Annotated in this window: 15 protein-coding genes; 4 read left to right on the forward strand and 11 right to left on the reverse strand. The window is 61.7% G+C overall.

The window, feature by feature from the left end; genetic code table 11:
• Window positions 1-351: 351 nt before the first annotated feature.
• A complete protein-coding gene (locus JNB88_RS32450) occupies window positions 352-1,917 on the reverse strand; it encodes a putative bifunctional diguanylate cyclase/phosphodiesterase (RefSeq protein WP_220359067.1) in 1,566 nt (521 codons plus the stop codon).
• 380 nt (window positions 1,918-2,297) lie between these two features.
• Window positions 2,298-2,855: a histidine phosphatase family protein gene (locus JNB88_RS32455; protein ID WP_222858203.1), complete on the reverse strand. Its 558-nt coding sequence runs from the start codon at window positions 2,853-2,855 to the stop codon at window positions 2,298-2,300.
• A gap of 222 nt (window positions 2,856-3,077) precedes the next feature.
• On the opposite strand from JNB88_RS32455, the gene JNB88_RS32460 reads away from it, so the two are divergent.
• Genes JNB88_RS32460 through JNB88_RS32470 form a run of 3 tightly spaced genes read left to right on the forward strand, consistent with a single transcriptional unit; the run spans window position 3,078 to window position 4,700 of the window.
• Entirely contained in the window at window positions 3,078-3,287 is a 210-nt protein-coding gene (locus JNB88_RS32460; protein WP_037126869.1) for a CbtB domain-containing protein, read from the forward strand.
• Between the two features lie 13 nt (window positions 3,288-3,300).
• Window positions 3,301-4,044 (forward strand): CbtA family protein, encoded by a 744-nt coding sequence (locus tag JNB88_RS32465; protein ID WP_220359069.1) that lies wholly within the window; start codon window positions 3,301-3,303, stop codon window positions 4,042-4,044.
• A gap of 41 nt (window positions 4,045-4,085) precedes the next feature.
• On the forward strand, window positions 4,086-4,700 hold the full coding sequence (locus JNB88_RS32470; protein ID WP_220359070.1) for a hypothetical protein: 615 nt from the start codon (window positions 4,086-4,088) through the stop codon (window positions 4,698-4,700).
• Here JNB88_RS32470 and JNB88_RS32475 read toward each other — a convergent pair.
• Complete coding sequence (locus JNB88_RS32475) at window positions 4,685-5,347, reverse strand: sulfite oxidase-like oxidoreductase (RefSeq protein WP_220359071.1); 663 nt, start codon at window positions 5,345-5,347, stop codon at window positions 4,685-4,687. The two genes, JNB88_RS32470 and JNB88_RS32475, sit on opposite strands and share 16 nt — an antisense overlap.
• A gap of 167 nt (window positions 5,348-5,514) precedes the next feature.
• Between JNB88_RS32475 and JNB88_RS32480 the strand changes: the two genes are divergently transcribed.
• Entirely contained in the window at window positions 5,515-6,690 is a 1,176-nt protein-coding gene (locus JNB88_RS32480) for a M20 aminoacylase family protein (RefSeq protein WP_220359072.1), read from the forward strand.
• A gap of 73 nt (window positions 6,691-6,763) precedes the next feature.
• Here the strand turns inward: JNB88_RS32480 and JNB88_RS32485 are convergent, their stop codons facing one another.
• From JNB88_RS32485 to JNB88_RS32520, 8 genes are all read right to left on the reverse strand, one after another.
• On the reverse strand, window positions 6,764-8,542 hold the full coding sequence (locus JNB88_RS32485; protein ID WP_220359073.1) for an adenine deaminase: 1,779 nt from the start codon (window positions 8,540-8,542) through the stop codon (window positions 6,764-6,766).
• Window positions 8,539-9,459 (reverse strand): nucleoside hydrolase, encoded by a 921-nt coding sequence (locus tag JNB88_RS32490; protein WP_220359074.1) that lies wholly within the window; start codon window positions 9,457-9,459, stop codon window positions 8,539-8,541. Before JNB88_RS32490 ends, JNB88_RS32485 begins: the two co-directional genes overlap by 4 nt.
• A gap of 4 nt (window positions 9,460-9,463) precedes the next feature.
• Window positions 9,464-10,489, reverse strand: a complete 1,026-nt coding sequence (locus tag JNB88_RS32495) for an ABC transporter ATP-binding protein (protein WP_037136848.1) — start codon at window positions 10,487-10,489, stop codon at window positions 9,464-9,466.
• On the reverse strand, window positions 10,482-11,261 hold the full coding sequence (locus JNB88_RS32500; protein WP_220359075.1) for an ABC transporter permease: 780 nt from the start codon (window positions 11,259-11,261) through the stop codon (window positions 10,482-10,484). Before JNB88_RS32500 ends, JNB88_RS32495 begins: the two co-directional genes overlap by 8 nt.
• Entirely contained in the window at window positions 11,258-12,085 is an 828-nt protein-coding gene (locus tag JNB88_RS32505) for an ABC transporter permease (RefSeq protein ID WP_220359076.1), read from the reverse strand. Before JNB88_RS32505 ends, JNB88_RS32500 begins: the two co-directional genes overlap by 4 nt.
• Window positions 12,086-12,144: 59 nt before the next feature.
• Window positions 12,145-13,167 carry an ABC transporter substrate-binding protein gene (locus JNB88_RS32510; RefSeq protein WP_220359077.1) on the reverse strand — a complete coding sequence of 341 codons (1,023 nt, stop codon included), beginning with the start codon at window positions 13,165-13,167 and terminating at the stop codon, window positions 12,145-12,147.
• Window positions 13,168-13,186: 19 nt separating this feature from the next.
• Window positions 13,187-14,212: a LacI family DNA-binding transcriptional regulator gene (locus tag JNB88_RS32515; RefSeq protein WP_220359078.1), complete on the reverse strand. Its 1,026-nt coding sequence runs from the start codon at window positions 14,210-14,212 to the stop codon at window positions 13,187-13,189.
• A gap of 38 nt (window positions 14,213-14,250) precedes the next feature.
• Window positions 14,251-14,454, reverse strand: a 204-nt coding sequence (locus JNB88_RS32520; protein WP_220359079.1) for a hypothetical protein, incomplete at its 5' end; no start/stop codon positions are given.

Here is a 14,454-nt window from a genome sequence, read left to right on the forward strand (position 1 = left end):
TATAAGAGACAGCAACTAGAAGGCTGTCTTATGTGGTAATTGGCACAAGATCAGAGAAGCAAAGCCCGGGGAGCGCCCCGGGCTTTGCTACTTTATGTCAGGCGATCGGGTGAGGGGCTTGGAAGCCGAGACCAACATCTATCGTCGCCCATTCCGATTAAAGGTGGTGTCCGTGGGCCAGCGCCCTCGCACGACAGCGGGCTGCCCCAGTTTGCATAGCAGGAGGTGGGCCGATCGATGATCGCGGCTCACGGGAGGAAGGTGCATTGCCAGTGGGATAGCCGCCGCAGAACCAACGCTCTGACGTCACCCGTCAGCGAGGTCTAACAGCGATTCCAAGATTGGTGGCGTTTATCCCCTAGCCAATGCCTCGCTACGATCGCGGACAAAGTCGCGCGCGGCTTCGGCGGGCATTGCCTTGCCAAAGAGGTAGCCTTGGCCGACATCGCAGCCGAGTTGAAGCAGGTGGCCGAGCTGCCCGTGTTCTTCGATGCCTTCGGCCGTCGTCTGTATGTTGAGGCTGCGGCCGAGCCCGAGCATTGCGCGGATGATCTTTTCCTGCCGCTCGTCGTTCCGGCAAGTCGCGATGAAGCTCTTGTCGATCTTGATCTTGTCGAAGCGATAGCGGGCGAGTTGGGCGAGGCTGGAATAGCCGGTGCCGAAATCGTCAAGGGCAATCTGGACGCCGGCGTCGTGGAGCTCGTCCAGGATGATTGCGGCAACCGCCGGATCCTGAATCAGCGCATTTTCGGTGATCTCGATCTCCAGGCGATGCGGCGGCAAGCCATTCGCCGAGAGTACCTTGAAGATCCGCGAGGCCAGCAGCTTGTCCTCCATCTGCACCGGAGAGACGTTGAAGGACAGAGTGATGTTGTCGTTCCAGGCCAGGGCATCCTTGCAGGCCTGCGCCAGAAGATCTTCGAACAGCTCGGTAATCATTCCGGTCTCTTCAGCGATCGTGATGAACACAGGCGGCGGAATGGCGACGCCTTCTTCATCCGTCCAGCGCGCGAGCGCCTCGAAGCCGCAGACTGTGCCGCTCTTGAGATCGATCAACGGCTGGTAGAACGGGCGGATCGCCTTTTTCTGGATCGCAGCGCGCAGCTTCGCTTCCAGTGTTGCGCGCTTTGCCACCTTTTCCTGCATCGAGGCTTCGAACGCCATTTGATGATTGGGGCCACGTGACTTGGCCTCGTACATCGCGAGGTCTGCGCGGTGGGCGGCGTCCTCGAGCTGTTCCTGCCCCTGTTGCCAGCGATCGTACCCGACGCTGGCGCCGACCTCGACTGCAAACCCGTTGACGTGAATGGGGCGTGTCACGGCCTGGATAAGCAAGTGCGCGAAGCGTTCTTCGTGTCGGGAGGAGAGGCCGAGCGCAACCACGACGAACTCGTCACCGCCAAATCGATAGACGCAATCCGCATTGCCGATCGCACAGATACGTTTTGCCACTTCGATCAGCAGAGCGTCGCCGCCATTGTGGCCGACGAGATCGTTGACCTTCTTGAAACCGTCGAGGTCGACGGAGAAGATCGTGACATTGTGCTCCCATTCGTCGCCTTCGACGTCGGTCTTCGTCCTTCGTGGGAGGACCTTGCGCTCGAACGCATAACGGTTTGGAAGCTTGGTCAGGTGGTCGTGGGTTGCTGTCCAGTCGGCTTTGGTCTGGGCGCTTGCCCGCAATTCCATTTCCTTGCGCAAATCGACAATGCGCAGGATCGAATAGACGAAGCTCATGGCACCGCCAATGCCGAGGGCGAGAACGAGCTTGTCTGCTCCATAGTTCTCGTAGGCGCCGACAAAGGCGACGAGCAGGTTATCCAATTCTAGGATCGCGCCGACGAGCCACAGTGTCACCCCCAACGCCATGACCAACAGGCATTGCCGTCCGGCCCTGCTCTGGAAGAACACCGACATGCTTCACTCCATCTCCACCCGGGCGCCGGTGTAGCATTGAAATCTGAAGCGTTTGTTGAAACCAAAGGGCGAATTCTTGGCATCTGCCGCTAACCTGGAGTAAGCGGCGATCGAAAGGCCCGCAAACGAGGCGAGCGGCATGGCCGCCCGCCTGTTGTCTTCAGAGTCTGATCAGCAGAGATGCGCCGATGACAAGCAAGAGGAGCATCAATGCGCTGGTGGTGCGTAGCAGGCGCGTGCGTCGCATCCGCGCGCCGCTCCAATCATATGGCATGCTTGGTCCTCCTTGGGGGAAGGATTGACGGCCCGGCGCTGTGCCGAGTCTGAAAACTATGCCATTGCTCGCTTGCGTAAGGCTTGCCTAAATTACCGCCTGATAACTAGGCGCCTTCCACGCGCAGTGACCAGCGCTTTCCATTGCTTGTCATGCGAATGAGCGCGAGCGGCTCGATATCGGCGAGCCAGAAGGACGAGACAGGCGCGTTCAGCGTCGTGATGATGGCGGCCCTGACAACCGCGGCATGGCTAATGGCGACGATGTGGCCCCCCGCCTGCAAATGCTCGTTCATCCAGACCTTCACGCGCACACACACGGCGGCGATGGGCTCACCACCATGAGGGGCATCCTCCGGTCGTGCCATCCAGGCGGCCAGATTGTCGGGCTCGGCTTGCTGGATCTCGGCGATCGAACGTCCGGCCCAGCGGCCAAAATCACAATCGGCAAGCGCATCCGAGAATATGGGCTCCAGACCGAGCGCATCGGCCGTCTGCCGGGCGCGCAAGGTCGGGCTGGCAAAAACGCTGTCAGCAGGACTGAGGCGTGAGGAAAGCGCCTGGGTGGCAATGATCGCCTTCTCGTTCAACGGCTCATCCTGCGGGAAACGGGCCTCGCGGTTGGCGGCTGTGGAGCCGTGGCAGATCCAAGTGAGGCGCGTCATCACGTTGGTCGTCTCCGGGTAGCAGGGAGGGTGGCCTGTGCTCTATGAAGTTTCGTTGACAGGTTCGAAGCCGCAGATATAACGGTTATGTTGTGGGTTTGGAAACCGGTGAAATTCCGGTGCGGTCGCGCCACTGTGATCAGGATGAGGATACCTCGGACTGGAAGTCAGACCCTACCACGCAGCAATTCTCGACTGAACGCGTCATTCCAGGAGGAATACATGTCTGATTCTACTTTTGCGCCCGTCGCCGCACCGGCTCCAATTCCCGTTGGCGAGCTTTTGCCGTGGGCCATCTTTGGCGGTCTGCTGATGCTCATCGCCATCTACTTCGTTGGCACCGAAGAGGGCGCGATGGCGCTTTTCAACGGTATGTACGTGCACGAGTTCGTGCATGACGGCCGGCACCTTCTCGGCTTTCCCTGCCACTAAGGGAGTTCATGACATGGTTGGAAATCTTTTGCTTCGCGGAATGCTCGCGGGGTTGATCGCTGGCGTCCTCGTTTTTGCCTTTGCCCATACCTTCGGTGAGCCGCTTGTGGACCAGGCGATCGCGTTCGAGGAAGCCGCTGCCCAGGCGGCAGGCGAAGTTGGCGAACCGGAAATCGTCAGCCGTGCCACGCAGGCGGGTCTCGGCCTTTTCACCGGTGTGATGGCCTACAGCATTGCCGTCGGCGGCCTGTTTGCGCTCGTCTTTGCGTTTGTCCAGGGGCGTTTCAGCAATCTCGGCGCGCGGGGAACATCCGCCGTCATCGCTGTTGCAGCCTTTGTGGCCGTTGTGATCGTACCCAACGTCAAGTACCCGGCCACTCCGCCGGCGGTTGGCAATCCTGATACGATCGGCGTCAGGACCGAGCTGTTCTTCCTGATGATCGTCGTTTCGATCGCGGCACTCGTCGCGGCAATTGCGCTTGCACGCCGCCTGCGCCCTCGCTTCGGTACCTGGAATGCAGCGATTGCCGCTGGCCTCGCCTACGTCGTCTTCATCGGTCTCGTCCAGTATCTACTGCCGCCGATCAATGAGGTGCCGGAGAACTATTCGGCTACGGTGCTCTGGCACTTCCGCACAACGTCGATCGGCATGCATGTGATCCTTTGGAGCGTCCTTGGCGTGGCCTTCGGTGTTCTCGCCGAGCGCAAGCTTGGTGTCGCTTCGAAGCCGCGCGTTCGCGCGCCGGCGTTCCATTGATCGGAGATGGCTCCGGAGAAATCCGGAGCCTGTTCCTGGCCATGAACAGCCGTCGTTTCATTTTCGTTGCTGCAACAGTTGCGGTGCTGCAGCTTTGCTTTGCTTCCGCAGGCGCGCATCAGCGAAGCGGTGGTGGCTCCCATACCGGCATCGCGATCGAGGAAATTTCACACGGCGAAATGATCATGATCGCGGAGTATCGTGATCGCATCATCGATCTTGCATCGAGCGCCACGGACACAAACGAACGGTTCCGACGCCTGCTGAACTACGCGCAGATCCAGCACGTCTATTGCCTGTGGGGAAGGATGCCCGGCGGCGTGACTGACGAGGCGAGCCCATTCAACGAATGTTCGCACGCTTACCTTGCGGCAACCAAGGCCGTGCTGCTGTCGATGCGGAGCATGGCCGGCGAGGCGGCCGAGGCCGAAGCCATCGTCTCGGCAATCGACAAGGGCATGGTGCTGCGCGGCCTGGCGCTGATCACCTGTCAGTTCAGTGGCGAGGCGTTCAATACTGCCGACGTCGTTCGCCCGTCATGGAAAGACGTTCCGCTGCATCCGGCGAGTATGGCGACACTCACGGCAGTCGCTGCGCTTCTTCTGGCCGCGGGCTATTGCCTGCGGCGCCTGCTGCGACATCAATCCCCGGAATAGCGCTGTTCGCGCCAGGGATCGCCGTGCATGTGATAGCCGTTCTTTTCCCAGAATCCGGCTGTGTCAGCTGGCAGCAGGTCGATACGTCGAAGCCATTTCGCGCTTTTCCAGAAATAAAGATGCGGGACGACAAGGCGCATTGGGCCGCCATGGTCGCGCGTCAGCGGCAAGCCTTCCCAGGAAGTTGCAAGGATCGCATCCTCGGCGGCGAAATCTGAGAGCGGCAGATTCGTGGTGTAGCCGTCATAGCTTGTCAGCATGACGTACTGCGCTTCCGGTTTCGGCATCGCATGGTCAAGCAGGTCGCGGGTCGACACGCCTTTCCATTTGTTGTCATAACGCGACCATGTCGTCACGCAATGAATATCGGTGATCCTTGTGCTCTGCTCGAGCGCCTGGAAGGCTGCCCAGGTGAGGTCGAGTGTCGTTTCGACAAGCCCACGGACTTCGAGGCGCCAGGTATCAGTCGAGATGATCGGCTGCTGGCCGAGATCCAGGACAGGCCAGTTCTTGACGAGGTGCTGCCCGGGTGGCAGGCGGTCGGTTTCGGGGCGACTGATGCGGCCGGTAAGGAACTTTCCTTCGGCGGCCCAGCGGCGCTTTGATGTTGTGAGCTTGCTGTCGCTCGAAGTCTGATCGTCGCTCATCGGCGGCCCTTTCGCGTTGCGGAGATTAGGCCATCCGCGCTTGAACCGTGTCAAGCGTGCCGGCGCTGTTCGAAACGGTTGAATTTCCGGGCTAATTGCTAAATAACGAATGGATTACGACGGGCGCCGTTCTGGCGCCCGCTTGCATTTACAGGACATCCACCGCAATGCCCATTCCCGCCCGGATCGAAACCGATCTGCCCTTCCTCACCGAGTTGCGTCGTGACTTGCACGCACATCCCGAACTTGGTTTCGAGGAGGAGCGCACGAGCGGCATCGTGGCGAAGCTTCTGGAAGAGGCGGGCATCAAGGTCCATCGGGGGCTTGGTCACACGGGCGTGGTCGGTACGCTGCAGGTGGGCAATGGCACGCGGACGATCGGGCTGCGGGCGGATATGGACGCGCTTGCGATGCCGGAGGTGGCTGACAGGCCCTACAAATCTCAGTTTGCCGGGAAGATGCATGCCTGCGGACATGACGGCCACACTGCAATGCTGCTTGGTGCGGCACGGCATCTCGCGGCAACGCGTGAGTTTTCCGGAACCGTGCATTTCATCTTCCAACCGGCTGAAGAGGGCAGGGGCGGGGCCCGCAGGATGGTCGAGGAGGGGCTGTTTGAACTATTCCCGTGCGACGCTGTTTATGGTCTGCACAATATGCCAGGCCTTGCTGTCGATGAAATCGCTGTCGTCGAGGGACCGCAACTGGCATCGTCGGATAGCTGGCGCGTGACCTTCCGCGGCACCGGCACGCATGGGGCGAAGCCTCACCTCGGCAAGGATCCGATCACCGCCGCAGGCACGTTCCTTGCCTCGTTGCAGACGATCGTAGGGCGTGTCGTCGACCCGCTGCAGCCGGCGGTGGTCAGTGCCTGCTCTCTCCAGGCCGGCGACCCGAAGGCGCTTAACGTGATACCTGATATTGTCGAGATCGGCGGTACCGCCCGAGCCTATTCGCCTGAGGTTCGCGATCAGCTCGAGGAAGAGATCGGCCGGCTTGCCACTGGTACGGCAGCGATGTTCGGCATTGCGGTCGATTACCAGTTCGAACGACGCATCCCGCCTGTCGTCAACGACAGTGACGCGACAGCGCGTGCGCTTGGGGCGGCAACGGCAGTGTTTGGCGCGAATGTGCGCACGAGCTTTCCGCCCTCGACCGCTGGCGATGATTTCGCTTTCTTCGGCCAGAATGCGCCGGGATGCTACGTCTGGCTCGGCAACGGGCCGGCTGTCGATGGGGCCCTGCATCACAACACGGCCTACGACTTCAACGATGGTGCCCTCGGCCACGGCGCAGCGTTCTGGGTCTCGCTAGTCGAGCGCGAGCTCAAGGCCGCGCTGTAGATTTCAGCTGGCATGCTTAGCAGACGAAGCGGCAGTGAGCGCTCACGCCTGTCAGATGGTGGCAAACGTGGGGCTATAGAATCTCGAGGACGGGGCGTTCGAGCACCTTGCCGGTTAGGACGTCGGCGATCCCTCGGTCCGTCTGATGCGGGCCGGCGTTGCAGGCGAGCGTGGCGCCGAAGCAGGCCTTGAAAACGAGATAGGGCGGCTTCCAGTCGACAATCTTTTCCATGGCCTTGCGGATTGCACGGAACGACGCGGAGGTCTCCTCCAGTGAGGCCGCGGTGACGAGCCCGGATATCGGAAGCGGCAAGAGAACCTCGACCTTGCCGTCCTTCGCAACGGCCATGCCGCCGCCCGCAGCAATCACCGCGTTGGCCGCGACTGCCATATCCCGCGCATTGCCACCGAAAACCGTGAGGTTGTGGCTGTCGTGCGAAACTGTCGTACAGAAGGCGCCACGCCATGTTCCCCAACCGGTGAGAAAGCCGACGCGCGGCCGTCCTTCGACCTTGCCGTGCCGATGCGCCACTGCAATCAGCGTGCTGCCGACGGGCGGCACAACAAAACCGTCTTCCACGACGGTTTCGGCTTCGCCCCATTGCGTAAACCGCGGGCGATCGATCGTCGCAACGCGAACACGCTTGCCATCGGCAGTGACCTTGAAATCATTCTCGTTGAGCGGCGACAGCTTGACCGAGTTTTCGAGCGGCGCTGTGTCGAAGGATCGAATGCTGACGGTCATACTGGAGCCAATCGAGACAACCTGACCGTTGGCGATAACAGTCTTCGTGTCGAAGTCGACCAGATCCTTGAAGAGGACGATGTCGGCGCGCCGACCGGCAGCGATCAGGCCGAGATCCGGGCGCTTCAATCGCTGCGCTGCATTGAAAGTGGCGGCTCTCAGCGCCCATTCCGGCTTCATCCCATAGCGGACGAGCCGGCGGATGACGTCGTCGAGACCACCGCCATTCTTCAGTTCGTCGGGGAAGACGTCGTCCGTGCAGAGCGTGACCGTCGACGGCAGATGGCCGATGTCGTTGAGCGCGGTTACGAATTCCTGCAGCAGATGGTCATGCGAGCCGCGTAGCTCGATGGTCAGCCCGGCGGCCAGCTTCTGCAGCAGGTCGGCGCTGGATGTCAGTTCGTGATCGGAAGTGACGCCGGCAGCCATGAAGGCGTTCAGGTCGGCGCCTTCAAGTCCGCGCGCGTGGCCGCAGATGAGTTTCCCGGAAGCGAGGCCGGCATTCACAATGTCGGTCATGCGCGGATCGCCGTCGATGACACCGCGCATGTTCATGACTTCGGCAACACCACCTACACCAGGCCACCGCAGCATTTCGGCGATGACCGATGCGTCGAAATCGGCGCCGGCGACTTCAAGCCCCGGCGCGGAAGGAACGCAGGAGGGTGCAAGGACAATCGTGCGCAACGGCAGGCAGCGGGACGCTTCGATTGCCCAGCGTACGCCATCCAGGCCATGCACGTTGCCGAACTCGTGCGGATCCCAGACAATAGTCGTCACGCCGCGCGGGACGATGGCTGCCGCATAGGCGGCGGGCGTTACCATCGAGCTTTCGATATGCATGTGCGTATCGATGAGGCCCGGTGAAACGATGCTGCCTGTCGCGTCTACGGTCTTCGCAGCGTCGGTACGGCTGCCTGGTGCGTGGACGCTTGCGATCAGCGTTCCAACGATTCCGATATCGGCGTCGCGGGTCAGGCCGGTGACGACATCGAGCAGGCGTCCGCCCGAGATCAGCAGGTCGAAAGGCGCGTCACCGCGCGCGGCGGCGACGGCGCGGGTGCGAAGTGCGGGATCGTCGAGATCCTTCGGTTCCGCGGCGCTCATCGGCTGGCCTCATCGATCAGTGCGCCGAGGATAAGGGCGCGGGCCTTTTCGGCGTCGATATTGACGGCATATTCGGCGTTGAAGGTTGCATGTGTCGCGCGGGTCTCGACCACGGTGCGGCCACGCGTATGCTGACCCTGCAATTCGGCGTCGATGCGCGCCGGACGGAACGTAACAATGTCGGGTGCGACGAAGGCGACTGCGGCTGACGGGTCGTAGATCGCCATTCCCGGTCTGCCACGGCTGGTTCCGATGCCGATGTAGCCGTCGAGCATATCGGCGAGCAACGCAGCATTGGGGCCGCCAGCGTCTCGCACCGAGCCAACGTCGTCAGGCGTGGCGATAACCTTGCGGCAGAGATCGAGGTCGACCATGCGCAGCGGCAGATTGTGAGCGAGAACGATGGCGAGGGCTTCCGGGTCGGCCAGCGCGTTGAACTCGGCGGATGCCGTGTGATTGCCCGCCGTGACGCCTCCGCCCATCCAGGTCAGTTCGGTGATCCTGGCCGCGAGGTCCGGGCGTGCCAATGCGAGGGCGGCGAGATTGGTCAAGGGGCCGAGCGCCAGGATCCGATGCGGGCCATCGGTCTCGAGCCAGCGGCAGAGGGCGGTGAAAGCGTCGCTCTCCACCAGCGGCGCGGCGACGGGCAAGCCTTGGCCTGATGTCGGAATGCCTGTTTCGCCGAGGATCGCCTGCGCGGTTTCGAGCGAGCCGAGGACGGGCATGGCGCGACCACTGTGGATTGGGAAGCTCCAACCGAAGGCCTTGGCAGCACCTGATGCATTGACCCGCACCTGCGGCAGCGGCGTGTTGCCGAAGACAAGCGAGATGCCTGATATGTCGAGCTTAGCGTGTGTCACCACGAGGATCGCGGCGATATCATCAAAGCCCATGTCGGTGTCGATCCAGACGCCCATGATGTTACCTGTAGCGTGAGAGCGGCGCTGCTGCGGCAAGCGGCAGGTCGAAAGCAAGTGCGGAGCCGATCGCATGCGTCGGCAGCTCGGCATCGACCTCGGCCTTGATGGGGCCAAGCGGTGTGTCGAGCAGATATTCGCGGGTGTTTCCGGCAAACGAGGTGCCGCGCACGGTGCCCTGGTAAGGACCTGAACCAAGGTTCACCATGCGCGGACGCCAGGCCAGGCCCTTTGCGGCCTGCGGCGCTGGACCGGAAAGCTCGACTGATGTGGTGGATGTCGCGAGCTTGCCGTTTTCCAGCGCAAAAACGTTTTCAAAGCCGACGAAATCGGCGACGAAGGCCGAGACGGGCTTGTTGTAGATTTCCTCCGGCGTGCCGATCTGCTCGATGCCGCCGTTCAGCATCACCACGATCCGGTCGGCGAGCGCGAGGGCTTCGATCTGATCGTGGGTGACGAAGATCATCGTGACGCCCGTTTCCGTCTGGACGCGCTGCAGCTCGGCGCGCATTTCCAGACGCAGGCGAGCGTCAAGGTTGGAAAGAGGTTCGTCGAGCAACAGAACCTTCGGTTCCATCACCATGGAGCGGGCAAGGGCCACGCGCTGCTGCTGGCCGCCCGAGAGTTCGGCGGGCTTGCGATCTGCAAACTTGGCGAGGCCGACGGACTTGATGCCTGATGTGACCTTGGTATCGAGATCCCTGCCGCCGATGCCCTTCAGGCGCAGGCCGAAGGCGACGTTCTCATAGACGGTTAGATGCGGGAAGAGGGCATAGGACTGGAAGACCAGGCCGACATTGCGCTTGTTGGCGGAAACGCGGGTGATCTCGTCGCCATCGAGCGTGATGCGGCCGGATGCGGGGGCAAGCAGACCAGCAATCGAGCGCATCGTCGTCGTCTTGCCGCATCCGGAGGGGCCGAGCAGGGCGACGAGTTCACCCTTGGCGATCGTGAGATCCAGATCCTTCACCGCGACCGTATCGCCGTAGGCAAGCGTCAGCTTGTCGAGTGTGAGATAGGCGTCAGACATAACGAGAGAACCCTAAGAAGCGTTCGGCAAGGAAGACGATGCCGATGGAAAGGAATGCGAGCAGCGAGGAGAGCGCCGCGATCGACGGATCGTAGGTGGTTTCCATGTAGCCCAGCATATCGATCGGCAGCGTGCGCACGCCGGGACCGGAGAGGAAGAGCGAGACCGGCACCTGATTGAAGCTCGTCACGAAGCCAAGGATGAAGGCCGCCAGGATGCCGCCGCGGATATTCGGCATGACGACCCGGAAGAAGGCGCCGACGCGTGAGGAACCGAGCAGCACGGCTGCTTCTTCCATATCCGAGCGCAGGTTGTTGAGGCTGGCTGAAACGACGCGCACGGCGTAGGGCAGCACGAGCGCAGTGTGCGCCATGAACAGGGCCAGCGTGATGTTGAAGCCGAATGGCACGACCAGATAGCGCAGCAGCGCCAGGCCGACGATGATGCCGGGCACGATGATCGGCAACGATACGATCGTGCGGACGGTTTCACCGAAGGGCAGCTTGTAGCGCGACAGCGCGTAGGCGGCGGGAATGCCGAGGATGAGCGCCGAAAGTGTGCCGCAGACCGCAAGGAACATCGACATGGCGAAGCTTTCGCGGAAGCTGTCGATGGTGAATACCTTGGCGACCCACTTGAGGGAAAGACCCTGTGGCGGGAAGGCGAGCGTGTCACCGGCCGAGAGCGATGCGGCGATGATGATGAGGAACGGGCCGATCAGGAAGATCAGCAAAAGGCCGAGAACCAGTGGAGAGAGAATACGCGCGGTCATCGCTTGTTCCTCGCGGTGGCAAGGCGCTTGAGCAGGATGTTGGCGGCAAAGCTCATGATAATAAGCATGAAGGCGATGACGCTTGCCGCGACGAAGTTGTTGGCAACCGATACTTGCTGATAGAGCAGCGTTTCCAGCATCAGCACCTTCGAGCCGCCAAGAACGGCAGGGGTGATGTAGGCGGTCAGTGATCCGGTGAAGACGAGCGTGCCGCCGACGACGAGGCCTTCGCGGGTGAGCGGCAGGATCACCTTCCAGAACACCTGGAACCAGTTGGCACCGAGCACGCGGGCGGCGGGAATGGCGTCCTTCGGTATGTTCTCGAGGGCGCTGATCAGCGACAGGATCATCAGCGGCAGGAAGAGCTGCAGCAGGCCGATGAAGACCGCCGTTTCGGTGAAGAGCAGGCGCAACGGGCCGTCGCTGAGGCCGAGGCCCTGGATGGCCTGGTTGACGATGCCGGTGCGGCCGAGGATGACGATCCAGGCATAGGTGCGGGCAACCGGTGAGATCATCAGCGGCAGCGTCACGAGGCCGATCATCCGGCCCTTGCCCTTGGGCGGCAGGTTGACGATGGCGAAGGCTGCGGCATAGCCGATGACGGCCGAGACCGCGGTTACCTCAAGTCCCAGGCGGAAGGTCCGCAGAAAGACGGTACGGTTCAGCTGCTCGGAAAAGAAGCCGGTATAGGCGCCAAGCGTCCAGCTGCCATCGATGCGGAAGCCTTCGGAGAGGAGGACGACGACGGGCAACAGGAAGACCAGCGCGGCAAAGACTGCTGCGGGCAGGGCAAGCGCCAAGGCTTCTGCGCGGTTCTGAAACATGAACGACTTTCGACGGATGGAGGGGCCGGCCCCGACAAACTACCGGGCCGGCCTGGATTTTACTGACCGACCTTCTCGTTCCATTCCTTCAGCCAGGCGGCGCGGTTGTCGAGCGCAGCTGCTGACGGGATGAGCTTCAGGCTCTTGGCGGTTTCCTCGCCGTAGGTGAGGTTGTTAGCGGCTTCCTCGGAGAGCTTGACCTCCTTGTTCGCCGGGCTGTCGACCAGCTTTTCGGCAAGCTTCGTCTGGATTTCGGTGGAGAGCCAGAAATCCATGAACTGCAGGGCGAGATCGCGGTTCTTCGAGCCCTTGGTGACGACCATGACGTTCATGCCGCCAGTCTGGCCTTCCTTGGGCGTTGCCCATGCGACGGGAACGTCGAGCTTGGTGAAGCCGGCCCAAGAGAAGCGGCCGATCGGAGCAGCCCAGATTTCCTCCTGCTGCATCAGCTGCACGAGTTGCGAGGACTTCTCATAGAAAGTGACGATCTCGTCCTTCTTCTCGCCGAGCGCTTCGATCGGTGCCTTGAGATCCGGGTTGTCGCTGCCGAGCGCCTGGCCGAGCATGAAGAGCGCCGGAGGGCCCTGGTTGGTGGTGACGTTCGGGAAGGCGACATGGCCGACATATTCAGGCTTTAGCAGGTCTGCCCAAGACTCGATCTTCATCTTGTCGGAGCGATAGGCGATCGAGGTGGCATAGAAGGTGTAGCCGACGCTCATGCCGTCGCCGTTCGGGTCCTTGGCGAGGTCGTAGAGCTTGCCGAAATTGGAGAGCTTTGCGGTGTCGACCTTGTCGATCAGATCCTTGCGGGCGCCCGACAGGGCATCGGCCATGGAGACGACAGCCATGTCGATGACGGGGCTCGCCTTGTTGGCCTCCATCTTGGCAAGCCGCTCGACGCTGTTGCCGGTCTCGACGACAAGCTTGCAGCCGCATTTGGCCTCGAAGGGATCGTAGACGATGGTCTTGAAGTCATCCTGAGCGAAGGCATAGACGGAAATCGTCAGCGTCTTCTCCTCTGCCTTTGCGGCGAGGGGCGACAGCGCCAATAGCGCGGCCGAAGCGATGAGGGCATTCTTCATGTCAGCTGTTCTCCGTCTGTCAGGATATTCGTGTGGGATCCGCCAGCCCGGAAGACTGGCGAACGATCAGTTGCATTGGAACTCGGTCGGTCTCAGACGTGACAAGCACGCCCTCGCGGCTGCCGCGCGTCTGTATGGTCTGCAGCAACGACGTGATGGCGATCTCTGCGATGGTGTGCATGTCCATCGCCACCGTCGTCAGGGATGGGGTGATGACCGGAGACCAGATCAGATCGTCGAAACCGGTAACACTGGCCATCGCGGGTACGTCGATGCCGTCACGCTGCAATTCTGTAAGGGCTCGCAGCGCCTGCAGATCCGAGAGCGCAGCAAACGCCGTATAGCCCTCTCGCACTTTTCCAGCGAGACCCAAGCTGCATCCGCTGCCGCCTTGCCGTTCCAGCGTCTCGATCCAGAGAGTGGCAGAGCGCATTCCGGCACGGAGACCCGAACGGATGCCGCCCGCGCGATCATTCTGGACGTTCGAACCGGGGTTGTTGCCGATGATGAGAATGCGCCGGTGTCCAAGCTCGGCCAAGTGGTTCGCAATCGCCCAACCACCCTGCATGTGATCCGCGGCGACCGTGTTTCCTGGCGTGGAGGCCGTGTCGATAACGGCGACGGGACAGGCTGACGCGGAAATTCGGGTCGCGCGGCGTGGGACGATTACCATGCCCTCGACACCGCGTTCGATCAGCCGATTGATGGCTTCGGTCTGCGTGGCGACATTACCGCGGGAGTCGGCGATCAGCACGCCGTAGCCAGCACCACTGGCGGCAAATTCGATGGCCTGGGCGAGCTTGGGGAAGAGCGGGTTGGCGATATCGGGAAGGACAAGGCCGAGAACGCCGCTACGGCCGGTGCGCAGCGCGCGTCCGGCCTGACTTGGAACGTAGCCCAGCTCGGCTGCATGTTCCTTGATCCTCTCCGCGAGCCGCTCGGAAACACGCCCTTTGCCGGAGAGGGCATTCGACACCGTCGCGACGGACACGCCGAGCGACGTTGCAATCCTGCTCAGATTCGGCCCAGGTCGCGTGGGAGGCATGGTTTCCGACGTGCGTAGATTAATCGTTTAACCACTGCCTACATCAGGGCATGGCGCTTGTCGAATCCAAAGTAGCTGCCGCTGTCATTTATCCTGCGTCGGATTGCCAATTGCGGCCAATAAAAAAGCCCCGCGTTTGCGGGGCTTTCTGTCTGGTTCTGCTCAGCTTGCCTTTGGCGGTGCTGTTGTGCGCGGCGCGCCTGGATTGTATCCGCCGCCGATGGCGACGTTGAGGGAGACGT

Origin of the sequence: Rhizobium cauense, assembly GCF_019511525.1 — a bacterium.
Taxonomy (GTDB): Bacteria; Pseudomonadota; Alphaproteobacteria; order Rhizobiales; family Rhizobiaceae; genus Rhizobium; species Rhizobium cauense.